The following is a 25128-nucleotide window of genomic DNA, read 5'->3' as shown; positions in this document are numbered from 1 at the left end:
AAATGTTAAAAAACTGGATACGAATATTTATATATAACCTAAAGCAAAACAAATTGTTTTCATTTTTGAATGCTTTAGGATTAGCCATAGGAATTGCGGGATTAATCTTTGCTTTACTGTATTGGAACGACGAGCAAAGTTACAATGAATGGAATCCAAATAAAAATAATGTGTTTCTACTAGCTAATCAAATGGATGCAACCAGTTTTTGGGCTTCAAGTTCAGCACCTATTGGAGCAGCGATTAAAGAGACTACACCGGAAGTAGAGTCATATTGTTATTTAGAGGGAGATTACAGTAATGAAATTATTGCATTCAAGAATAAAAAAATTCAGTCTGATAAAATAATAATTGCTCAAAGTAACTTTTTTGACTTTTTCCCTTTTGACTTTGTACAAGGAAATAAAAAAGGTTCATTGCCAGATGAGAACAGTATTTGCTTATCAGAAGAACTCGCTTTTCAACTATTTGGTCAAGAAGAGGTGTTAGGCAAAGAATTGGTTTTAAGGAATACGAAATTGATAGTTAGAGGTATATATAAATTGAATAAAAAATCTTCCTATGCACCTTCTTGCGTAGTCAATTTTATGGATTTGAGAATAAAAAAATCTATCGAACAATGGGGGAATTTTCAATTGGTTTTGTTGCTTAAATTAAAGAATTCTAACGATACAGAACTTGTGACAAAAAATCTTAAAAAATTATATTTTGAGAATATGACTGTTCGTTATGCAAAGAATATGGGAATTACTGTACAACAATATGAAGATAAATTTGGAACTTCAAAACCTAATTTAGAATCACTTTCCGCACTTCGTTTGCATACTAAAACTGGTGGTTTAGTGGAAGGAAAAGGTAATTTTCAATTCTTATTAATTATGATTGGATTATCTATTTTAATTTTAATTCTGTCGATAGTAAACTATGTTAATTCAGCTACAGCAAATGCTATTAAAAGAGCTAAAGAAATTGGAGTTAGAAAAGTTATGGGTGCTTCAAGAAAAAACATAATTCTACAATTTATTTTTGAAACTGCGATACTTTCCTTGTTCTCCATTTTGATAGCATTAGTTATTGTAGAACTTTCTTTACCCTATTATAATGATTTTTTAGATAAAAGTCTTTTTTTGCAAGGAAGCCAGTTTTATAAGCAACTTATATTATTATTTATTGTAATTGTTATAATGGCAGGAATATTTCCTTCAATATACGTTTCCAATTTTGAAACTCTGAAAGTGCTTAAAGGAAATTTCGGACGAAGTAAAAAAGGTGTTTGGTTGCGTAACGGAATGCTAATATTTCAATTTGCAATTGCAAGTTTCTTTATCATCGGTTCTTACATTGTTTACCAACAAATAGATTTTATGGGTAAAAAAGATCTTGGTTTTAAAGGAGAACAAATTTTGAATATTTCCTATAGAAATGTTTACGGCGAAGATAAAGCAATTACAGATCAATATAGATTTGATAGGTATAACAGAATTAAAAATGAATTATTAAGGATTAAAGGTGTACATCAAGTTTCAGGTGGAGGTTTTGTATTTGGAAGAGGAGCAAAATCAACAATAAGTTATTATTATAAAGATTTAAATATTGATGGAGATAATATGCCTATTGACTTTGGTATGCTAGAAATGATGAATATAAAAATAGCAAAAGGACGCTATTTAAGTTCAAAATTTTCTCAAGATACCATCAATACGATGTTGATTAATGAAACTGCAGCCAAAATGTTAAAAGAAAAAAATCCGATTGGAAAAATAGTAAAATGGGATAATAAAGATATTACAATTGTTGGTGTTGTGAAAGATTTTAACCTAGGAAATCCTAGTGAAGCAATACCGCCAATGTCTTTTTTCCATTTTAAAACAGTTCCGTGGTTTACTGTATTTCTAAACAATATTTATGTAGCCGCAACTCCCAAAGATATGGATCAAATTTTGGGTGATATCGAGAAATTTTGGACCAAAATAGTGGATATAGATTATCCATTTCAGTACGATTTCGTCGACAAAGAATATCAAAGATCTTACAGCAGCTACGTAAAGCAAAAAAATCTTTTTTCATTATTAAATTTAGTAGTAATTGCCATTGCTCTTTTCGGATTATTTGCTTTGGCTTCCTATTCTATACAAAGTAGAATGAAAGAAATCGCTATTCGAAAAACACTTGGCGCCGAAACTAATGTTTTACTAAAAGAACTTTCCAAACAATACATTTTGTATTGTATAATAGGGTTTTTAATTGCTTTATATCCAGTCTACTATTTATTGAATAAATGGTTAGAAAACTTCGCTTATAGAATCGAAATTTCAATTTTCCCTTTTGTAATAGGATTTGTTGTTTTGCTGTTTTTAACGCTAGTTGTAGTACTATCAAGAGCGTATCAAGCCACAAGAGTCGATGTATTAAAATATTTAAAATACGAATAAAAATGCTAAAAAATTGGATACGAATATTTATATATAACCTAAAGCAAAACAAACTGTTTTCATTTTTGAATGCTTTAGGATTAGCCATAGGAATTGCGGGATTAATCTTTGCTTTACTGTATTGGAATGACGAACAAAGTTATGATGAATGGAATCCTGAAAAAGAAAAAGTTTATCAGGTATTGGTTCAACTTACCGATATGCCAATTTTAGCAGAAAATTCTATAAAGTTAAAAACATATCTTCAAAAAGATATTAATGTAGAAAAGCTTGTTTTTGCTGATAGTTGGTATCAAAATGATAAAATAATTTATAATGGTAAGAAAGTAGAAGTAGATAAAATTATGAATGTAGAAAGTGATTTCTTTTCTCTATTTCCGTTCAAAATAATAAAAGGAAATGGTTATTCATCATTAATGGACGATACGAGTATTGCAATTTCTGAAGCACTCTCTAAAAAAATTTTTGTAAACGAAAATCCAATTGGTAAACAGATAAATTGCTTAGGCACAATGCATGTTGTTCGTGCAGTTTATCAAATTCCTGGTAAATCGTCTGTCGCTCCAAATGTTATTGTCAATAAAATGAAGGATTTAGTAGATCCTGAAAAACAACACGGACTCTTTACATTAAAACTTTTACTAAAACTGAAAGACCCTTCAAAAGTAGAAGCTACCCGATTATTGCTAGAAAAAGCTTATTACGAAGAAGTGATAGTTTTAAATGCAAAACAAGCAGGTTTTACATTGGAGGAAATGGAGAAAAAAATTGGACATTTTACCGTTTTTATGGAACCGCTTTCAAAATCGCGATTACACTCTATTACAGATGGTTATCCCGAAGGACGAGGCAATTATCAGTTTTTGTTGATTATGATAGGATTATCTATTATGATTCTTATTCTTTCGATTGTAAATTATATCAATTTGGCAACTGCCAATGCTATAAGAAGAGCAAAAGAAGTAGGAGTTCGAAAAGTAGTCGGAGCATCAAAAAGCGATATTATAAAGCAATTTATTTTCGAAACTATTTTGATAAGCTTGTTTTCTCTTTTATTTGGATTAGTACTTGTAGAACTGACTTTACCTTACTACAATCAGTTTTTAAATAAAAACTTAACCATAATTGGAAGCCAGTTCTACATGCAATTGCTACTTATTTTTATCATTACTATTTTTGTTTCAGGAATATTTCCAGCGATTTATGTCTCTAATTTTGAAACTTTAAAAGTTTTGAAAGGGAATTATGCAAGAAGTAAAAGTGGAATTTGGGTCCGCAACGGAATGTTGATTTTTCAATTTGCGATTGCTACTTTTTTTATTATAGGCTCTACAATTGTATATAAGCAGATAAATTATTTAAATCACAAAGATTTAGGATTTAAAGGAGATCAGGTCATTTCGGTGAATTTAAATTTTCCAGAATCAGCTTATAAAGTAGAAAATGTTAGTCAAAATATTTACAATAAATACGCTACATTAAAACAAGAAATTTTAAAAATAAAAGGTGTTGAATCTGTTTCTACTGGGGCGCTTACTTTTACCGGAACTTCTGGAGATTTATCACCAATTTTATATAATGATGTTTTATTCAAAGAAAACAACGTTGCTATTGATTTTGGGATGCTTGAATTGATGAACATAAAGATTACAAAAGGCAGGGGATTTACTGAAAAATTTGCTTCGGATACGCTCAATTCTATTTTGATTAATGAAACTGCTCAAAAATTAATGAATATTAACAATCCAATTGGTAAAGAAGTTTTATTAAGAAATCAAAAGTTAAAAATTGTAGGTGTTGTTAAAGATTTTAATGTATTAAGTCCAGAAATTAATGTTCTTCCTATGACTTTTTATCACATAAAAACTTTCGAAAGTGCTGGCGGTATTGATAAAATTTACATAAAATTAAAATCGGTAGGTATTGAAAATACATTAGCTGATATTGAAAAGTTATGGTCAAAAGTAGATACAGAATATCCTTTTAAATATGATTTTGTAGACAAGCAATATGCGAGAACGTACGAATCTTATGTAAAGCAAAACAACCTCTTTTCATTACTAAATATTATTGTAATTGGTATTGCACTTTTCGGACTATTTGCTTTAGCTTCCTATTCTATACAAAGTAGAATGAAAGAAATTGCTATTCGAAAAGCGATTGGCGCCGAAACTAATGTTTTACTAAAAGAACTTTCCAAACAATACATTTCGTATTGTATAATAGGGTTTTTAATTGCTTTATATCCAGTGTACTATTTATTGAATAAATGGTTAGAAAACTTCGCTTATAGAATCGAAATTTCAGTTTTTCCTTTTATAATAGGATTTGTTGCTTTGCTATTTTTAACGCTAGTTGTAGTGTTATCAAGAGCTTATCAAGCCACAAGAGTCGATGTATTAAAATATCTTAAATATGAATAATAAACTCATTTCAGCCATCATTTTTTTCGTATTTACTACGCTAGTAAGTGGTCAAGAAAATTCTTGGTCGGTTAACAAATGTATTTCGGTAGGTTTACAAAACAACATCGAAATTAAAATAAGACAATTAGAAATAAAGCGCACTGAAAAATTGCAACATTCTGTTTTAAACCGAATGTTGCCCGCTGTTACTTTATATGGAGATCAAAGTTATAATTTTGGTTCTACGATCGATCCTTCTACTAACGGAAGAGTGAGTTCTAACATTCAGAATGATAATTTTTATTTGAATGCAAAAATGAATCTAATTGATTTTAGTGCTTTTGCAAATGCTCAAAAAGATAAAATAAATATGGAGTTGGCTAAAGCAGATGCAGCAGTGATCGAAAATGAGTATAAACTTCAGATTTTAGAAAGCTATTACCAAGCACTCTATACGCAAGAATTACTAAAAATTCAGAAAGAGCAATTCAAACAAAGTGAATTCAACTTAGAAAGAATAACCAAGGAAGTAAATATTGGTAGCAAACCACAAAGTGACTTATATGACATGCAATTGAGTTTTTCTGAAGATGAAAGTAGGAACATGCAAACCGAACAATTGTATGAAATTCAGAAGATGCAGTTGTTCCAGTTGTTAAATTTTACTGCCGTTGCAATAGGTGAAATTGAATTGGAACGAGAAGCTCTCTATGAGAAAGAACAAATAACGAGGAATAATCCTAAAATAAAACGTGCAGCACTTCAATTTGAAAATACCTTAAAAACGATAAGCATTGAAAGAGCGAATAATTTACCAATATTGTCTGCCTATTATGGATATTCGACTTTTTATTATAAAAATTTAAAAATGACTGATCCAAATGCTGTTGCTTTTTTCAGTCAACTGCAAGACAATAAAAGTCAGCAAGTAGGAGTACAGTTAGCAGTTCCCATTTTTAATGGTTTTCGTAACAATAAAAAAATTAGTGCTTCTAAAATAGAAAGTGAAAAAACGAAACAATTTATGGAGCAAGAAAAGCAAGAGTTAGATAAAAAAATTGCTTTAGAAGAAATGAATGAGCAAAATTATATAAGATTAAAGCAAAAATTAATTGAAAAGCAAAGCTATGCAAAAGCATCATTAGCTACAACACAAGCCAAATTTACAAACGGAAAAATAGAAGCTATTTTATATACAACCGTAAAAAACCAATTGCTTGCTGCTGAATATGAAGTATTAAAAAATGAACTACAAATACAATATACTAGTTTAAGAGTTCGTTTATTAAAGTTCAATAGTTTATAATTTTACTCACAATACAATTCGTTTGAACTCCATTTTATAGAATTAATTTAAAAAATAATTGAAGTTGAATACAAAAAAAACTCCTCTAAAATGAGGAGTTTTTTTTTATTTGATAATTTTTTATTATTAAAAGGCAATTGGTGCAGCAAGACAAGAGTCTGGAATATCAAAAGCTTTAACCAACGCAACCGCATCAGGTCTAATATCCCAACATAATTGATTGACCATCTTACGAATTGCTTTTGTTTTTACCGCTTCCATATAGCCATCTTCTAAATACCAACCTTTATTTTTCTCTATCTGCGCTAAAGCATATAGTTGACACAATTTAATCATTGCAGCCTTACTATCGTTGTCTTCAATAGTTTTAATAGCCTCTTGAAACTGCTCTAAAACTATTCTTTCTAGATAAGCTTGCGCGACATCAATCATTTGATGTTGCACTACATTAAAGGCATCATAAGGGTCAAGACCACTTTCGATCAATTTTTTTAAACGTTTTGCCGCAGAAGCTAAAGTAGTTTTTTCACGATGTATAAAAGCATTCAAATGAAACTCTTGATCAATCAAATGAGTTTCATCTGTTTTTCGAGTTGCAATCGGATTTTTTTCAGCAATAGCTGTTTTAGCATTATCATACACATATTGAATGATACCCATTGCATCCATTTGTCCAAATGATTTTCGAAATTCGGATAAACGGTTTTTAGCCACTAATTGCATTAATACGGTGTTATCTCCTTCAAAAGTGGTATATACTTCAGTATCATTTTTTAAAGCATCAATTCGATTTTCAGACAAATATCCTTTACCGCCACAAGCTTCTCGACATTCTTGTAAAATAGCAGTTGTACTCCAAGTAGAGTAGGCTTTCATACCTGCCGCCAATGCTTCAATTTCTGGCATTTCGGCTTCGGTTCTCTGCATAAACCGTTTGGTAACATATTGCAGTGCAAAGTGATTGGCGTAGGTTTTAGCTACTAGCGGAAGCAAACGTCTTTGATGAATTCGATAATTTAATATCGGAACTTCAGAGCCACCTTCTGGTCCAAATTGTCGGCGTTTATCGCTATATTGTATTGCAATGGTTAGCCCAGATTTGGCTGCAGACAAAGCAGATCTAGGAATACCAATTCGACCACCAACCAAAGTTCCTAACATGGTGAAAAATCGTCTATTATCACTTGGAATTGGACTTTCGAATTCACCTTTATCATTAACGGAAGCAAAACGATCGAGCATGTTTTCTTTTGGAATAACCACCTGATCAAAACTAATCGTTCCGTTATCTACTCCGTTAAGACCCATTTTTAGCCCACAATCATTTATAGTAATGCCTTTTAAAACCACACTATTTGCATCGCGTATAGGTACTATAAATGCGTTGACTCCATAATCTGTATTATCAATTATTAATTTCGCAAAAACGGTTGCCATTTGTCCGTGAACGGCTGCATTACCAATGTATTCTTTCTGTGCTTTTTGATGTGGCGTATGAATGGTAAATGTCTGATCATCGTGATTGTAAGTGGCCGTGGTTTCCATCCCTTTCACATTCGATCCATGATTGGTTTCTGTCATGGCAAAACAACCCGGTATTTTAAGTGAGCCAATATCTTTTAAGTATTTAGCATAGTGTTTTTCTGTACCTAAAGAGTGAACACTCATTCCCCAAAGTCCAAATTGAACACCAAATTTAATAACTAAACTTAGATCGTGGTAACTCAAGGTCTCCATTATAGCAAAATAATCGGCTATATTATCTCCGCCACCGTATTCTTTAGGATAAGCCATGTTACCTAAATTTTCTTTGGCAAGTATTTTGCACCAATCATAGACTTTTTCTCTATAAATAGCCGTGTCAGTAGAAGTTTCGTAAGCAAATTCAGGCTGACTGATTATCAGTTTTACTTTTTTTATTATTGCTGCTTGCTCGCCATCTAGAATTCTTGTGAGTTTTTCAATTTCAAAACTTGTAATCGTTTGAAGATTTGAAGTTAAACTATTCGATTTGTTTTTGAAATCTGTAATTATTTCTTCGCCAGAAATTCCTAAATCATTTTCGAGTTGTATAAATGCAGCACGCAAATCTCTACTACTATTTTCATTATCAGAAAGTAATGTTGCTATTTCAAAAGTAGATTTTAAAGTAGGATTTTCGTTGAGAAAGGTTTCTATTTCTGATTTCCAACTGTTTATTGTGGTTCGTGTTGGTGGTGTTTTGCTATCTAAATTAGAGAGTAGTATTTCCTGCTCTTTTGTATTTAACCAATCTTGTGAAAAGATGAAATTCTGTAAAGTCACGAATTCTTTTTGAGTCAAAAGATCGTCTGACCAAACGAGGTAAAAAAGAGGTATAAAAGCTTTTAGTTTGGAATCTTTCATAGTAAATTAAATTTTTATAAAATCTTAAGTTGTGTCAAGATAATAAAATATAATTCCTTAAAAGATAAATTAACACGACTTTCACGTTCTAATATCTTCTAATTAAAGTGATTTTACGACTAATTCAGAAAAATAATACTAGTACTTAATCTAAGGTCAAAGCACCTAAAATTTCTTCTGATAAAAAAGGACCGCCAGGATATCGAGCGGTGTAATCTAAATTCATCCAGATTTGTCCGCGTTCATCTACGTGATAAAAAAGCTTTTTATCGCGACTTTCGTTTGGAAATAATATGTTTTTAATCAAAAAGTTTACTTTTTCTAAATCAGCATGAGATCCAATGAGTATTTCTGGGTAAATATGTCCCTTGGTGTGTATCAATCGAGGTGTTCCACCAATGGCTCTTACACAAGCGGCCATCAAAATGGAGTGATCGTCACAATCACCAGAAAAATAGAGTAACGATTCTGTAGCGGTAGCAATATAATCTCCTGCTTTAGGATCACTTACATAATTCCACCTACTATTAATTTCTTTAAAAACGGCAAAACATTGAATTATGGTTCGGTACTCAGCATATCCTTTTACATCCTTAAAATATTTTGAAGTAGCCATTACAGCAAAATTCCTAACTTTTGGATTTTGATATTCAATTGCATTAATAATTTTAGATTTATTAGGAAACGGAAGTAATTTGGCAATGATAATATCTTGAGGATATGGATTGTAGGACATACTATACATCATTGTGTTGTAGTCCTCATACACACTATTAAACCCATAATTCCCAATAGTTGAACCGTAAACTAATACTATTAAATAAAGAATAATACAAAAAATAATTATTGTTCGTAACATTCTTAAAATAAGTTGAATGACAACGATCATTACAATGAAAAGTATAACACGATCAATATTTAAAAACCAGTTGGGATTGATTAAATTTTGATGTAAAATGATAAAAAGCGGAATAGCAATCAAAATATTAAGTACAAAAATAATAACATCATCCCAAGGTTTTTTGACCTGAAGTTTTTGTTTTATATCTTGAAAAGTAATGTTTTTGAATTTTATCATACGTGAAACTACAAACAGTAATCTAAACCGTCTTTACAATACCCTCAAAAGTACCTTTTTTATCTATAATTTTAAGTTGAAAAAGCTGATTTTGAACTTTGTTTAACATTTCATTGGTTATTTGTTTTTGAGACCATGTTGTTAATGCTAACCAATCTTGAATATCTTCTATTTTTTGATCGTAATTGGATGCCAAAGTTTTATCAATACTTGGGATATCTTTGAATTCCTCTGTAGTTTGATTGATGATTGCAAGAATTTTTGAGATAATCTCCCGATCATTTTTTAAAATTTCTTCGCGAACAGCAATTACAAAACACGGCCACGGAGTAGGGCAATCTGCAATTCTTCTAAAAATACCTTTATCTACTAGTGGTTTCGTCATAAAGCGTTCCCACATAAAATAATCAGCAGTTTGATTGGTCAATGCTTCAACCGCTCCGTCGATGGTGTTAATGATTTCAAATTGCAAATCATCTGTTGCCCAGTTTTGATTATTAGCATTTACGTATGCCATTAATTGGGAACCCGAACCTAGACGAGAAATAGCTACTTTTTTATTTTCTAAATCCGCAAGAGTTTTATAATCTGATTTTGCAGCCACGTGAATTCCCCAAATTAATGGACTTTCAACATAAACCTGAACAATTTTGCTTGGATTTCCAGCAACAATATCTTTTATAATTCCTTCGGTTAAGATAACTGCAATATCAGTCTCACCATCTCGAAGCATTTGACACATTTTGCCAGTTCCTTCTGGAACATGTGTCCATTGTAAATCGATATTCTGTTTTTCGAAATCTCCGTTTTCTATGGCTAAATGCCAAGGTAAATTGAAATGTTCTGGAACTCCAGCTATTTTTATTGTTTTCATACTATTTTATTATTTTTTAATTCATACCAATTCCAAGAAATTTCATCTTCGATATAGTTTTCAGTGAATTTTAGTCCAATTTTCTCCAAGATTCGATTTGAAGCACTATTATGAACATGTGCCGAAGCATTTAATGATTCAATTTTCATAACATCAAATCCATAATTCAGCCAAGCAAAAGCAGCTTCAGAAGCATATCCTTTACCCCAAGAATTTTCATTAAGTCGATATCCTATATCATAGAAATTGATTCTATTATGAACTGTTTCTGTATTGTATTTTAATCCTGCCCAACCAATTATTGAATTACTTTCTTTTTCTAGTACTACAAATCGTCCAATATTATTTTCTAAATATTGATTGCGTACTTTTTCTATATTTTGATAAATTTCATCGATACTATTTACAGGTTTGTTCCATAAGTATTGGTGTACTTTTGGGTTACAATCCATTTGGTAGAGTGCTTCTGCATCGTCTATTTTCATTTCCCTTAGCAAAAGATTTTTAGTTTCTAGTAATAAATCCATTTATTAAAATTGGTTAGAAATTCTGTTTGCCCTGATCGCAACGGCATCCTTTTTTACTCCTGCGAAGGAGTAGAAAAGATACAGTGAAGAGCAGGAAATAGCTCCGAATAACAAAATTAATTATTTTAAGATTGCGCTATTTTGTCTAATGTGTATGCGATTAGTTCATCTACTGCTTTGTATGGATCTTCACTAAAAGTTCCTGAAGCGCGGTTAGCAATTATAGCATTTAAGGATAATGCATTATGTCCTAAAAGTGCTGAAAGGCCATAAATAGCAGCCGTTTCCATTTCAAGATTGGTGATTCGATTTCCTTCAAACTGGAAATTATCCATTTTAGAATTTAGATTTTCATCTTGAATGTTCAAACGTAAAACACGTCCTTGTGGACCATAAAAACCACCTGCAGTTGCTGTAATTCCTTTGTGCATTTTGTCACTTTCTATCATTTTTTCGAGCTTCTCAGAACAAGCAATCACGTAAGGTTTTCCTTTTTTAGGATCCCAATTAGTGTGTGCTACAAAAGCATCTTCCATTTTGACATTAGAAACGGCATCGATCAAGTAGGAGCGAAGCATGTTGTCTAATCCCAATCCGAATTTTGACATTACAAAACTATCCACAGGAATATCTGCTTGCAAAGATCCTGAAGTTCCCACTCTAATGATATTTAGTGTCGTTAATTTTTCTTTTGGCATTTTTGTTTTTAAATCGATATTTACCAATGCATCTAATTCATTGATTACAATATCAATATTGTCTGGACCAATTCCGGTTGATAATACGGTTATTCTTTTGCCTTTGAAGATTCCCGTTTGGGTTTTAAATTCTCTTTTTTGAGTAGAAAATTCTATACTATCAAAAAACTGTGTTATTTTTTCGACACGATTTTGATCTCCAACGAAGATGATATCGTGTGCAATGTTTTCGGGTTTTAAATTTAAATGGTAAACACTACCGTCTGGATTTAATATTAATTCTGATGATTTTATCATTGTATATTTTTATTTGTCACAAAGACGCGAAGGCGCAAAGTGAACGTTAAATTTAATAATAGGAACTTATTTGAACGCTTTAAAATGAATACCTAAAACTGATCACGAAACATTTTTTTAACCACCAACCCGTTTTACTTTAAAGCCTTTATCTTTTAAAATGGTCATGATTTTATCCCGATAATCGCCTTGAATGATTATAGAATCGTCTTTGAAGGTGCCGCCAACACTAAGTTTAGTTTTAATTTCTTTAGCTAGAATTTTAAAATCCTCGTCTGTTCCTTCGTAACCTTCTATTATTGTTGTTGCTTTTCCCTTTCTCTTTTCAAATTTGCAAATCATAGGTTCTTTTTGAACGTATAATTCATGAGGAACTTCTTCAATCACTTCTTCTGGACCTGGTTCGTGATTTGGAAAAAGGTTTTTTAATTGGTCTTGTAAATCCATGATAATTTATATTATTAAACGCGGATAACACTGATTCAGCTGATTTTCGCGGTTTTTATTTTCTATTATTTTGATATATTTTTCTAACAAATTCTGGTTTTTTACCAAAGTTTAAAAGTAGTCCAACTTCACAAGAAGTAGACTTTAAATAATTAATTAGTTGAAATTCATTTGCTTCAACTAAGTACTCTTGAGCCTTTAATTCTAAGATTATCAAATCATTTACAATTATGTCGGCAAAATAATCTCCGACTTCAATTTCTTTGTAATAAACTTTAATTTTTTTTTGAGCTTCGACCTTAAAACCGTTTACTTTAAGTTCGTAATACATTGCATTTTGATACACTCTCTCAAGAAAACCATATCCTAATTCATTATAAACTTCGTAGAATATTTTTATGATTGACTTTGTTAATTCTTGATGTAAAATACTACTCATAAAAAATTGTTTCAGTGTAAATCTGTTAAAACCGGCGTTATCTGCGTTCTAATTCTATAAAAACAAAAGACATTAAGTGTAAACCTAATGTCTTTCATTAATTTAAGAAAACTTAAGTTTATTTTTTAATCAACCCTAAATCTACTAAACGTTCATATAAGTAAGCGCCTGCAGTAATGTCTTCAAATTTCTTTGGGTTTTCTTCATCAATACAATTTTCCAAACAATCCAATTTCATATCACTTACGGGGTGCATAAAAAACGGGATAGAATAGCGAGAAGTTCCCCATAATTCTCTTGGCGGGTTGACCACTTGATGAATGGTAGATTTTAATTTGTTGTTCGTATGACGAGACAACATATCACCCACATTAATCACCAATTCATCCGGTTCTGCAATTGCGTCAATCCATTCGCCTTCATGCGTTTGTACTTGCAAACCTTTTCCTTGAGCACCCATTAATAATGTTATCAAGTTGATATCTCCATGAGCTGCTGCGCGAATGGCATTTGCAGGCTCTGATGTGATAGGCGGATAGTGAATTGGTCTTAGAATTGAATTTCCATCTTTGGCAAAATTGTCAAAATAGAATTCATCTAAGCCTAAATGCAATGCCAAAGCTCTTAATACATAAACACCTGTTTTTTCAAGCATTTGGTAGGCTTCTTTTCCTACTACATTAAAACGAGGTAATTCTTTTACTTCCACATTTTCTGGATATTCTGAAGCATATTTAGAATCTTCAGATACATATTGTCCAAAATGCCAAAACTCTTTTAAATCCCCTTCTTTTCGGCCTTTAGCATGTTCAGTCCCAAAGGAAACATACCCTCTTTGGCCTCCAATTCCAGGAATTTCATAACTGTGCTTTGTTTCTAAAGGTAAAGAGAAAAAATTCCTAATTTCACCATACAATTCATCAACCAGTTGGTCGTTTAAAAAATGCCCTTTGAGTGCTACGAAGCCAATGTCTTCAAAAGCACTTCCGATTTCATTTACAAATTTTTGTTTACGTTTCGGTTCATCCGAAAGGAAATCACGCAAGTCAACACTAGGAATGTTTTGCATATTTATTTTATTTAATAAATTACAAGAGCTAAATCTTGTAACTACAAAGATAAAGAATAATTTTAATTCCTAATTTTAAAACGGATTATTAAAATAAAAATTTATAACAAATTATATCAAAACTGTTATATTTTTTTATCTTTGAGCCATACCAAAAAAAGCGAAAAAATGACCTTTGATAAAAAAAATCTTACTGATAACCAATTATTAGATTTATATAAAAGATTACTAAAGCCAAGGCTTATAGAAGAAAAAATGTTGATTCTAATCCGTCAAGGAAAAGTGTCTAAATGGTTTTCGGGAATTGGTCAAGAAGCAATTTCTGTAGGTGTAACAGCCGTTTTAGACAACGATGAATATATTTTGCCAATGCACAGGAATTTAGGTGTATTTACCGGAAGGGATATTCCTTTATACCGACTTTTTTCGCAATGGCAAGGTAAAGCAAATGGATTTACCAAAGGTCGCGATCGTAGTTTTCACTTTGGCACCCAACAATATAAGATTATTGGTATGATTTCGCATTTAGGACCTCAATTAGGAGTTGCTGACGGAATTGCATTAGCTAATAAATTAAAGAAAAATGGCAAAATAACGGCCGTTTTTACTGGTGAAGGAGCAACAAGTGAAGGAGATTTTCATGAAGCTTTAAATATTGCTTCGGTTTGGGAATTACCTGTAATGTTCGTCATAGAAAATAATGGTTACGGATTATCGACACCAACCAATGAGCAATACCGTTGTGAAAATTTGGCTGACAAAGGAATTGGTTACGGAATGGAAAGTCACATTGTTGATGGTAATAATATTTTGGAAGTGTTTAATTTATTATCCGAATTAAAAGCTTCTATGATCGAAAGACCTCGTCCGGTTTTGTTAGAATTTAAAACTTTTAGAATGCGTGGTCATGAAGAGGCGAGTGGTACTAAATATGTTCCTCAAGAATTAATGGATTTATGGGCGATTAAAGATCCTGTAGATAATTACAGAAAATTTTTAGTAGAAAATGGTATTCTTTCACAAGAATTTGATTCCGCTTTAAAAACTGAAATTAAAAAAGAAATTGACGAAGCTTTAGCAATTGCTAATGCAGAACCAGAGATTGAAGCTACTTATAGTGGAGAATTAGATGATGTCTATAAACCTTATCAACATGAGGCTTTTGAGTCTTCAGAAGAGAAAGAAAATATTCGTTTTATAGATGCAATATCTGCTAGTTTGCGTGAATCTATGGAACGTCATCCAGAATCCGTAATTATGGGTCAAGATATAGCTGATTACGGTGGTGCCTTTAAAATTACAGATGGTTTTATGGCACAATTTGGCAAGGAAAGAGTGCGTAATACCCCAATTTGCGAAAGTGCAATTGTCTCTGCCGGAATGGGATTATCTATTAATGGATACAAAGCAATTGTAGAAATGCAGTTTGCTGATTTTGTTTCAACGGGTTTTAATCCAATCGTAAATTTATTAGCAAAATCACATTACCGTTGGTTAGAGAAAGCAGATGTTGTAGTTCGTATGCCTTGCGGAGGTGGAACTCAAGCAGGACCTTTTCATTCCCAAACCAATGAAGCTTGGTTTACAAAAACGCCTGGTCTAAAAGTGGTATATCCTGCATTTCCTTATGATGCAAAAGGATTATTGAATACCTCTATTAACGATCCTAATCCTGTATTGTTTTTTGAGCACAAACAATTATATAGAAGCATACACCAAGAGGTTCCAAAAGAGTATTATACCATTCCTCTAGGAAAAGCTGCTTTGTTGAAAGAAGGAAATGAAGTAACTATTATTTCGTTTGGTGCTGCAGTGCATTGGACATTAGATACTTTATCTAAAAACACAACTATTTCTGCTGATTTGCTAGATTTAAGAACGTTGCAACCCCTAGACACCGAAGCAATTTACGCATCAGTAAAAAAGACAGGAAGAGTAATCATTTATCAGGAAGACAGTATGTTTGGAGGATTAGCTAGTGATATATCAGCCTTGATAATGGAAAACTGCTTCAAATATTTGGACGCTCCTGTAAAACGTGTGGCCAGTTTAGATAGTCCGATCCCTTTTACAAAGGCGTTAGAAGATCAATATTTACCGAAAGGAAGATTTGAGAAAGAATTGATGGAGTTATTAGCGTATTAAATAGTCTGTAATAATTGATTTTTAAACAAATGAGTAAAGAGATTAATATTTGCTAAAGCTGATGCAATAGTTTTAGTGAACTCTTAATATTAAAATAATTATATGAAAAAAGAGCGTAGATTTAATATCATACGCTCTTTTTTTAATTATAATTGATTTATTTTTAGTTTTTTAATTCTAAAAATACCCCAAGATCCAGTAAATAATTATAAATAATATAATTGTTCCAAAGCATCCACCACCAAGTTTTTTGGCACCGTAACCAGCTAATATCGTTTTAAAAAATCCGTTCATAATTTTAAATTTTAGAGTAATTAATAAAGTAATTTATGATTCATATCAGTGTTATTTTAACGTTTTTATAATTTATAAAAAAAAATAATTTTTGATTTGATTATAAAAATAGAATAATAATTTGGCAACTTTATGATGATACTTTAATTTTGAAACTAAATTTAAAAATTATGAAACCTCTAAAAGAAAAACTACTGATTAAGGATGCAACGATTAATAAAATGCAATTTGATACCGAATGGTTTTACAAGTTAGATGACATGGCATTTTACTTAAAAGAAGATTTATCTGAGGTTGAATTTGTTTTTTTACCAATGAATATAGAGGGAGAACAAGAATATGTAAAATGTGCAGCTTTTGACGATATAATTAGAGGACGCAAAGAAATAATAAAGTAACAGAGTAAAATATTTCCTCTATTACACCAAATTATCGATTGCTTAATTTTGCCTTCTCAATTATAATTGCACTTATTTTTCTATTTTCTATTTTGCTTTCCAACCAAGAAATAATATCTAGATATAAAAAAGCCCGTTTTTCATAGGTGTTTTTTTCTAATTCGATAAAACGCAACCTCATTTTTACAAACTCTTTTTTAATTTCATTCGGGTAAATTGAATTTAGGTTTTTCATAAAACGAATGATTTCCTTCTGAACTTCCTGCAAATCATTCATCTTTAGTAAAAACTTGTAAGTATTTTTTAGTTGATTTTCTAAGTAATAATCGTTCCCTAATTCGTAATGAGCAATCAGACTTAACAATCTCGAAAAGCACATTAAGTCTTCTCGCATGGACAAGTTTTTATTGTTTATGATTTTTTCTAAGCAAAAAATGCATTCTGTATATTTTTCATTTCCAAAATAAATAGAAGCAAATTTATAATAGAAGAGCATTTCGTGATGTTCATCAAGATGATCGGAATGTATTTTTAATTTATTTAGTATTTCAGGAATTAAGTATTCACTTGCAGCAAATGTTCCCTCAAGAATATGATAATTTAATTTATTATTATATACATATAAAAAGGATAATGAAGCAATATTATCATTCACAGGAAAACGTGTATCCTTTATGGTAGCTTCTAACTGTAATAAATATTTCTTGAATTTAGATTTGTATTTTAGCATGAATAAAGACTCCAACAAATAGTGATTTCCTTTTAAGAAAAAGACTGGATTTAGATAAATCATATTTGAATTATCATAGAAAAGAGTTACCCATTTGTAGGCATATTTATAACTTCCTAAAAAGTCTTGTACTAAAAAACTACGCCAAAGATTGGCATTGTAAAACCAATATTTCTCTCTAAAACTAAATTTACTTACATCAAGTTTTGCTATATGTTTATTAAAATAATTATCAATATATTTAAATTCAGCATCACTTTTTACATAACCTGTTTTTAGCATGATTCCGTACAACTGCAGCGACAAATTTGATAGTTTACTTGAAATTGTATTGCGATAATTCAGTTCTTTAGCTTGAATGACCAATTCATCAGCACGTCCTTGAATACTTCGGGTGATGTATTGTGATTCAATCAGTTTTTCAAATTCTACAATCTCATATGCCATTAGCTTTTCGTCATTTTCTAAGGCAAGAATTTTTGTTTTATCAAGAATTTTTAAACTTTGCTTGTACAATCCTTTATTATATAAAATAGTAGCAAAGTCAATTTGCTCTCGCAACTGATACCGCATGTTTTGACTAGGAATATTAAGTCTGATACTAACTAAAATTTGTTTGTATAAATAGGATTTGAGATTTGATAACTGCACTTTTTTTATAATCCCACTTTTTAAAATAAGTTTTTCTTCATATGCTTCCGATTTGTCTAAAATGTTGAATAATTCAATAAATTTTGTGTTCGAACTAGTCTCTAATCTACTTGCAAAAATCTTGAATTGTCTTTTCTCAGATTTAGAAAGGGATTTTATTAAAACAAATAAGAAATCTTTTTGATGGTTAGCCATTGTAAAATAAAGAAGATTAATACTTTGTAAATCAATAAGTTAAAACTTAATTAATTCCTTTATGAATAGTATATTTGGTTAAAATGTGTTTTATAATTAAAGTATTCAAATATAACTTTGTTAATGAAATGTGAAATTACATTAAATAAACGGATATGAATAGAGAGAAAGTTCAAATTTTTGACACCACTTTAAGAGACGGAGAACAAGTCCCAGGATGTAAGCTAGATACCAATCAAAAACTACTTATAGCCAATCGACTCGACGAAATGGGTGTTGATATTATTGAAGCTGGATTTCCTGTCTCTAGTCCCGGTGATTTTTTATCTGTTAAAGAAATCAGCAAAATTGTAAAAAACGCAACGGTTTGTGGGCTAACTAGAGCCGTTAAAAATGATATTGATGTAGCAGCAGAAGCATTGAAATTTGCCAAAAAACCACGAATTCATACCGGAATTGGAACATCTGATTCACATATAATTCATAAACTACAAACGACAAGAGCGGATATTATTGCCAGAGCAAAGTTTGCCGTTTCACATGCTAAATCTTATGTAGAAGATGTAGAATTCTATGCCGAAGATGCCGGTAGAACAGCCAATGATTTCTTAGCTAGAGTTTGCGAAGAAGCAATAAAATCGGGCGCTACCGTTTTAAATATACCAGATACAACGGGATATTGTTTGCCAGAAGAATATGGTGCAAAAATAAAATATTTAAGAGAAAATGTAAAGGGAATAGAGAATGTAATTCTTTCCTGTCACTGCCATAATGATTTAGGTATGGCAACGGCAAATTCAATTGCAGGAGCAGTAAATGGAGCCAGGCAAATTGAATGTACAATAAACGGAATTGGAGAAAGAGCCGGAAATACTGCACTTGAAGAGGTCGTTATGATTTTTAAGCAACATCCTTATTTGAATTTATATACTGATATCGATTCAAAACAACTGAATGAAATGAGCCGTTTAGTTTCTGATAGTATGGGAATGATAGTACAACCTAACAAAGCAATAGTTGGTGCTAATGCATTTGCACATAGTTCTGGCATTCATCAAGATGGCGTAATAAAAAACAGGTCTACTTATGAAATTATGGATCCATTGGATGTTGGAGTCAATCAATCTTCAATAGTGCTAACTGCTAGAAGTGGAAGAGCTGCATTAGCGTATAGAGCAAAAAAAGTGGGCTATGAACTTTCAAAAGTACAGTTAGATCTTGTTTATTTTGAATTTTTAAGATTTGCTGATATCAAAAAAGAAGTTTTAGATGATGATATTCACCAGATTATAGAAGTCTGCAACATACAAAGTGAATTAATCCGTAATTGATCGTAAACTAATATATAGAAGATAATATTCCATTAAAAATAAAATCAGATGAATTTAAAAATAGCAGTATTATCAGGAGACGGAATTGGTCCAGAGGTTATTTTACAAGCCAAAAAAGCATTAAACGCTATTGCAATCATTTATGATCATGAGTTTGTGTTTGAAGATGCTTTTATAGGCGCAATTGCTATAGAAAAAACAGGAAATCCTTTGCCAGAGCAAACCTTAAATCTTTGCTTGAACACCGATGCTGTTTTATTTGGAACGATTGGCGATGCAATTTATGATAATAATAGTAATAGCAAGTTAAATCCAATTTATGGATTGTTAAAATTAAGACAAGCATTGGGTTTGTATGCTAATATCCGACCAATAAAACCTTACAAAGACTTACTAGATTTATCTCCAATAAAAAGAAAAATAATTGAGGATACTGATTTTGTGATTTTTAGAGAAATTTCTGGAGGTTCTTATTTTTGTGAAAAAAAGATCAATGACCAAGGAACTGTAGCTTCAGATTTATGCGAATATACTGAAGAAGAAATTATCAGAATTGCTCATTTAGCCTTTAGAGCAGCACAAAAAAGAAGAAATAAGCTAACTCTTGTAGATAAAGCTAGTATTCTGGAAACCTCTAGGTTGTGGAGAAAAACAGTAACTCAAATTGCTAAAGAATATCCAGAAGTTACACTAGAATTTTTACTTGTTGATAATGCAGCGATGCAAATTATTATTAATCCAAAACAATTTGATGTGATTTTGACAGAGAATTTGTTTGGTGATATTTTATCCGATGAAGCGAGTGTTATCACAGGAGCTTTAGGCTTATTGCCTTCTGCTTCATTAGGGAATTCTAGTGTACTTTTTGAACCTATTCATGGTTCATTTCCTGAAGCTAGAAGAAAGAATATTGCCAATCCAATTGCTTCTGTTTTAGCTTCAGCAATGCTTTTAGAGCATTTTGGTCTTCATCAGGAATCCCAAAAAGTGTACGAAGCCGTTCATAAAGCAATTGAACTCAATGTAGTTACCGCTGATTTGAATCCTTATTCAAAATTTGGAACAAATGAAGTGGGAGACTTTATTTCGAACTACATTTTAAGTAAAGACGACTTGTATTTTAAAAGCGATAATGTATATATCGGGCAATCGACTATAGTTTAAAGATAAATTGTTAAAAAAGAGTATTAATAATTGATAATATGTTAATAATTGAGATTATGTTTTTTTTATTAAACAAGTAGTCCTACTTTCGCAGTGTAAAAAATAAACAAATGCAAAACTCAATTATTATTTCTCTTATTATTATTATTGTCATTGTGGTAAACACATATGCAAGGGAAATGGTATAGGTATAATTGAAAAATATATATTTAAAACCTCCCATCATTTGGGAGGTTTTTTTTTGGAAAAAAATTAAAATACAAAATCAAATATAATGGAATTAAACAAGTACAGTAAAACAATAACTCAAGACGTAACACAACCTGCTGCACAAGCAATGCTATACGGAATTGGTTTAACAGAAGACGATTTAAAGAAAGCGCAAGTAGGAATTGTGAGTATGGGTTATGAGGGAAATACTTGTAATATGCACCTTAATGATCTTGCAAAAGAGGTAAAAAAAGGAGTGTGGAATGCTGATTTGGTGGGTTTAATTTTTAACACCATTGGAGTTAGTGACGGAATTTCAAATGGCACAGATGGAATGCGTTTTTCACTAGTTTCTAGAGATGTAATTGCTGATTCTATAGAAACTGTTATGGGCGCACAATGGTATGACAGTTTAATTGCAATTCCAGGTTGTGACAAAAATATGCCAGGAGCCATAATGGCAATGGGAAGAGTAAATCGTCCTGCAATTATGGTGTATGGAGGCACAATTCACTCCGGAAAATGGAAAGGAGAATCCTTAAATATTGTTTCAGCTTTTGAAGCTTTGGGAAAAAAATTTAATAATACAATCACTGACGAAGACTTTAAAGGTGTAATTCAGAATGCTTGTCCAGGAGCTGGCGCTTGCGGCGGAATGTATACTGCAAACACTATGGCCTCTGCAATTGAAGCTTTGGGAATGAGTTTGCCTTATAGTTCATCAAATCCAGCATTAAGTGATGAAAAAAAACAAGAGTGCGTTGCTGCTGGTAAAGCGATACGACTTTTGTTAGAAAAAGACATTAAACCTACCGATATCATGACTCGAAAAGCTTTTGAGAATGCGATTATGATGGTAGCCGTTCTGGGTGGATCAACTAATGCCGTGATGCATATTATTGCAATGGCGCATGCTGTAAATATCGAAATTACTTTAAAAGATTTTCAGGATATCAGTAATAAAACACCTGTTTTAGCTGATTTAAAGCCAAGTGGGAAATACATGATGGAAGATTTACATCAAGTTGGTGGTGTTCCCGCAGTAATGAAATATTTATTAAAAGAAGGTTTGCTTCATGGAGATTGTTTGACCGTTACAGGGAAAACAGTTGCTGAAAATTTAGCTTCAGTTCCCAATTTAAGTGATGGTCAAGAGGTAATTCATGAAATACAAAAAGCATTAAAACCTACAGGTAACATTCAAATTTTGTATGGAAATTTAGCTGAGGAAGGTTCTGTAGCAAAGATTAGTGGTAATGAAGGAGAATTTTTTGAAGGAGAAGCTATCGTTTTCGAAAGTGAATTTGAAGTTATTCCAGGAATTCAAAGTGGTTTGGTTCATCCTGGTAATGTAGTTGTTATTCGAAATTGTGGTCCAAAAGGCGGTCCTGGAATGCCCGAAATGCTCAAGCCAACTTCTGCTATTATGGGAGCTGGACTCGGCAATTCAGTTGCACTTATTACCGATGGTAGATTCTCTGGAGGTACACATGGTTTTGTTGTAGGGCATATTACTCCTGAAGCTTTTGATGGTGGAGGAATTGCACTCGTCAATAATGGTGATACAATTACTATAGATGCCAAAAATAATACCATCAATCTCAAAATTTCTGATGATGAATTTGCTGCTCGGAAAGCTCTTTGGGTTCAACCCGAATTAAAAGCGACTAAAGGCGTTTTGCTAAAATACGCTAGAGCTGTTTCAAGTGCGTCGACAGGTTGTGTTACCGATAAGTAAGTCAAAATAATTTTAATAAAATGAAATTTCAATAGGTTTGAAAATAAGATAAAAGGATGAAAAATAATAAAATATCTGGTGCCGAAGCCGTTATACGTTGCTTGCTAGAAGAAGGTGTAGACTTGGTTTATGGATATCCCGGTGGAGCGATTATGCCAGTTTACGATGAATTATATAAATTTCAAGATCAATTGCATCATGTTTTGGTCAGACACGAACAAGGCGCAACCCACGCAGCACAAGGCTTTGCGAGAGCAACTGGAAAAGTAGGAGTGGCAATTGCTACTTCAGGTCCAGGTGCAACTAATTTAGTAACAGGAATTGCAGATGCTCAAATTGATTCTACCCCAATGGTTTGTATTACGGGACAAGTTGGTAAACACTTATTGGGTTCAGATGCTTTTCAGGAAACAGATATTATTGGTATTTCTACTCCTGTGACCAAATGGAATTATCAAATAACCGAAGCTTCTGAAATTCCAGAAATAATGGCGAAAGCTTTTTTTATTGCCAAATCAGGTCGTCCAGGTCCTGTACTAATAGACATCACGAAAAATGCTCAATTTGACGAAATTGAATTTAGTTATAAAAAATGTACCAGCATTAGAAGTTATAATCCAAAGCCTACATTAGATTTTACTAAAGTGAATGAAGCGGCTGCATTGATCAATGATGCTAAAAAACCTTTTATCATTTTTGGGCAAGGTGTAATTCTTAGTGAAGCCGAAGCAGAGCTAAAAGAATTAGTTGAAAAATCAGGAATTCCAGCTGCTTGGACAATTTTAGGGCTTTCGGCATTGCCAACAGATCATCCCTTAAACGTAGGAATGGTTGGAATGCATGGAAATTATGGTCCTAATGTTCTCACAAATGAATGTGATGTTCTTATTGCTTTGGGAATGCGTTTCGATGATCGAGTTACTGGAAATTTGGCCACTTATGCCAAGCAAGCAAAGGTTATTCATTTTGAAATTGATCCAGCTGAAGTTGATAAAAATGTTAAAACAGAAGTAGCCGTTTTAGCAGATTTGAAAGAGTCTTTGACTGCTTTGCTCCCAAAAATTAATAATAATAAGCACGAATCTTGGCACAATGAATTCAAAGAAAAATATCAAATTGAATTAGATCAGGTTATCAATGAAGAGTTAAAGCCAACCAATGATAAAGGAATTTCTATGGGAGAAACCATCGAAATGATTAATAAACACTCTAAAGGTGATGCCATTATGGTTTCGGATGTGGGGCAACACCAAATGTTTGCTTGCCGTTACGCCAAATTCAATTCGACTAAAAGTAATGTAACATCAGGTGGTTTAGGAACAATGGGATTTGCTTTGCCAGCGGCAATTGGTGCTAAAATGGGAATGCCCAATCGCGAAGTGGTTGCTATAATTGGCGATGGTGGTTTTCAAATGACCATTCAGGAACTAGGAACCATTTTTCAAACTAAAGTTCCAGTCAAAATTGTAGTGCTAAACAATGAGTTTTTAGGAATGGTTCGTCAATGGCAACAATTGTTTTTTGATAAGCGATATGCCTCTACGGAGATGATAAATCCCAATTTTATAGCTATTGCTGAAGGCTATTACATTAAAGCAAAAAAAGTGACCAAACGAGAAGATCTTGATGCAGCTGTCGCCGAAATGATGGCTTCAAAAGAATCCTATTTCTTAGAGGTTATGGTAGAAAAAGAAAATAACGTATTCCCAATGATCCCAACTGGAGCATCAGTTTCTGATATCCGCTTAAGCTAATAGTATGGAAAATAAAACATTCACCATTTCTGTTTATTCAGAAAACAACGTTGGCTTATTAAACAGAATATCTGGAATATTCTTGAAACGCCATATTAATATTTTGAGTTTAAATGTATCTGAATCTGAAATAGAAAATGTTTCGAGATTTATTATTGTGGTTGATACAACTGAAAAATGGGTTCAGAACATTGTGGGTCAAATTGAAAAACAAATAGAAGTCATTAAAGCATTTTATCATATTGATGAAGAAACAATTTTCTTAGAAAATGCTTTGTTTAAAATTCAATCCAACCTTTTGTTTGACGAAAGAGAAATTCAAAATATCATTAAAGAAAGTCATTCTGAAATTGTTACCGTTGCAAGAGACTTTTTTGTGATTTCAAAATCAGGACAACGCAACGAAATAGAAGCGTTATACGATAAATTAAAGCCTTTTGGAATTATGCAATTTGTTCGTTCTGGAAGAATATCAGTTTCTAAAGAAAAAATGGAAATATCCTCTTTATTAGAAACATTAAGTAATCAATAGAACCTTTTTATTGGAATTAAAAATAAGAA

General features: G+C 31.8%; 19 protein-coding genes. 10 read left to right on the top strand and 9 right to left on the bottom strand.

Annotated features, from left to right (window positions below):
* Nucleotides 1-2 precede the first annotated feature (2 nt).
* Genes MW871_RS12510 through MW871_RS12500 form a run of 3 tightly spaced genes read left to right on the top strand, consistent with a single transcriptional unit; the run spans nt 3 to nt 6143 of the window.
* Nucleotides 3-2432 carry an ABC transporter permease gene (locus MW871_RS12510; protein WP_248428883.1) on the top strand — a complete coding sequence of 810 codons (2430 nt, stop codon included), beginning with the start codon at nt 3-5 and terminating at the stop codon, nt 2430-2432.
* A 2-nt stretch (nt 2433-2434) separates the two neighbouring features.
* Complete coding sequence (locus MW871_RS12505) at nt 2435-4855, top strand: ABC transporter permease (protein WP_248428882.1); 2421 nt, start codon at nt 2435-2437, stop codon at nt 4853-4855.
* Entirely contained in the window at nt 4848-6143 is a 1296-nt protein-coding gene (locus MW871_RS12500; protein ID WP_248428881.1) for a TolC family protein, read from the top strand. The genes MW871_RS12505 and MW871_RS12500 overlap by 8 nt, the downstream gene beginning before the upstream one ends.
* A 126-nt stretch (nt 6144-6269) precedes the next feature.
* Here MW871_RS12500 and MW871_RS12495 read toward each other — a convergent pair whose 3' ends face one another.
* The 8 genes from MW871_RS12495 to MW871_RS12460 all read right to left on the bottom strand — a co-directional run bounded on the left by MW871_RS12495 (nt 6270) and on the right by MW871_RS12460 (nt 13957).
* Nucleotides 6270-8528: an acyl-CoA dehydrogenase family protein gene (locus MW871_RS12495; protein ID WP_248428880.1), complete on the bottom strand. Its 2259-nt coding sequence runs from the start codon at nt 8526-8528 to the stop codon at nt 6270-6272.
* Between the two features lie 145 nt (nt 8529-8673).
* Complete coding sequence (locus tag MW871_RS12490) at nt 8674-9606, bottom strand: transglutaminase-like domain-containing protein (RefSeq protein ID WP_210646503.1); 933 nt, start codon at nt 9604-9606, stop codon at nt 8674-8676.
* Nucleotides 9607-9628: 22 nt separating this feature from the next.
* Complete coding sequence (locus MW871_RS12485) at nt 9629-10480, bottom strand: substrate-binding domain-containing protein (protein WP_248428879.1); 852 nt, start codon at nt 10478-10480, stop codon at nt 9629-9631.
* Nucleotides 10477-11007 carry a GNAT family N-acetyltransferase gene (locus tag MW871_RS12480; RefSeq protein WP_248428878.1) on the bottom strand — a complete coding sequence of 177 codons (531 nt, stop codon included), beginning with the start codon at nt 11005-11007 and terminating at the stop codon, nt 10477-10479. Before MW871_RS12480 ends, MW871_RS12485 begins: the two co-directional genes overlap by 4 nt.
* A 125-nt stretch (nt 11008-11132) precedes the next feature.
* A complete protein-coding gene (locus MW871_RS12475; RefSeq protein WP_248428877.1) occupies nt 11133-12002 on the bottom strand; it encodes a nucleoside phosphorylase in 870 nt (289 codons plus the stop codon).
* A 117-nt stretch (nt 12003-12119) separates the two neighbouring features.
* Nucleotides 12120-12449: a translation initiation factor gene (locus MW871_RS12470; protein ID WP_188050937.1), complete on the bottom strand. Its 330-nt coding sequence runs from the start codon at nt 12447-12449 to the stop codon at nt 12120-12122.
* 55 nt (nt 12450-12504) lie between these two features.
* Nucleotides 12505-12888, bottom strand: a complete 384-nt coding sequence (locus MW871_RS12465) for a GxxExxY protein (protein ID WP_188050938.1) — start codon at nt 12886-12888, stop codon at nt 12505-12507.
* Between the two features lie 118 nt (nt 12889-13006).
* On the bottom strand, nt 13007-13957 hold the full coding sequence (locus MW871_RS12460) for an isopenicillin N synthase family dioxygenase (RefSeq protein WP_188050939.1): 951 nt from the start codon (nt 13955-13957) through the stop codon (nt 13007-13009).
* A gap of 168 nt (nt 13958-14125) precedes the next feature.
* Here MW871_RS12460 and MW871_RS12455 point away from each other — a divergent pair, with 168 nt between their 5' ends.
* Complete coding sequence (locus MW871_RS12455) at nt 14126-16102, top strand: alpha-ketoacid dehydrogenase subunit alpha/beta (RefSeq protein WP_248428876.1); 1977 nt, start codon at nt 14126-14128, stop codon at nt 16100-16102.
* Between the two features lie 464 nt (nt 16103-16566).
* Nucleotides 16567-16794: a hypothetical protein gene (locus tag MW871_RS12450; protein WP_248428875.1), complete on the top strand. Its 228-nt coding sequence runs from the start codon at nt 16567-16569 to the stop codon at nt 16792-16794.
* Nucleotides 16795-16825: 31 nt separating this feature from the next.
* On the opposite strand, the gene MW871_RS12445 is transcribed toward MW871_RS12450, so the two are convergent.
* Complete coding sequence (locus MW871_RS12445) at nt 16826-18370, bottom strand: hypothetical protein (protein ID WP_248428874.1); 1545 nt, start codon at nt 18368-18370, stop codon at nt 16826-16828.
* 155 nt (nt 18371-18525) lie between these two features.
* On the opposite strand from MW871_RS12445, the gene MW871_RS12440 reads away from it, so the two are divergent.
* The 5 genes from MW871_RS12440 (at nt 18526) to ilvN (ending at nt 25099) form a co-directional block, all read left to right on the top strand.
* A complete protein-coding gene (locus MW871_RS12440) occupies nt 18526-19701 on the top strand; it encodes a 2-isopropylmalate synthase (RefSeq protein ID WP_248428873.1) in 1176 nt (391 codons plus the stop codon).
* 48 nt (nt 19702-19749) lie between these two features.
* Nucleotides 19750-20865: a 3-isopropylmalate dehydrogenase gene (leuB, locus tag MW871_RS12435; RefSeq protein WP_248428872.1), complete on the top strand. Its 1116-nt coding sequence runs from the start codon at nt 19750-19752 to the stop codon at nt 20863-20865.
* Nucleotides 20866-21139: 274 nt separating this feature from the next.
* The gene (gene ilvD, locus MW871_RS12430) at nt 21140-22813 is read left to right on the top strand and encodes a dihydroxy-acid dehydratase (protein ID WP_248428871.1); all 1674 of its coding nucleotides are present in this window, start codon (nt 21140-21142) and stop codon (nt 22811-22813) included.
* A gap of 56 nt (nt 22814-22869) precedes the next feature.
* A complete protein-coding gene (gene ilvB, locus MW871_RS12425) occupies nt 22870-24567 on the top strand; it encodes a biosynthetic-type acetolactate synthase large subunit (protein ID WP_248428870.1) in 1698 nt (565 codons plus the stop codon).
* 4 nt (nt 24568-24571) lie between these two features.
* Entirely contained in the window at nt 24572-25099 is a 528-nt protein-coding gene (gene ilvN, locus MW871_RS12420) for an acetolactate synthase small subunit (RefSeq protein ID WP_188050947.1), read from the top strand.
* The last annotated feature ends 29 nt before the right edge of the window (nt 25100-25128 follow it).

The sequence above is a fragment of the Flavobacterium pygoscelis genome, assembly GCF_023162025.1.
Lineage (GTDB): Bacteria > Bacteroidota > Bacteroidia > Flavobacteriales > Flavobacteriaceae > Flavobacterium > Flavobacterium pygoscelis.
This window is presented reverse-complemented; position numbering and strand designations above follow the sequence as displayed.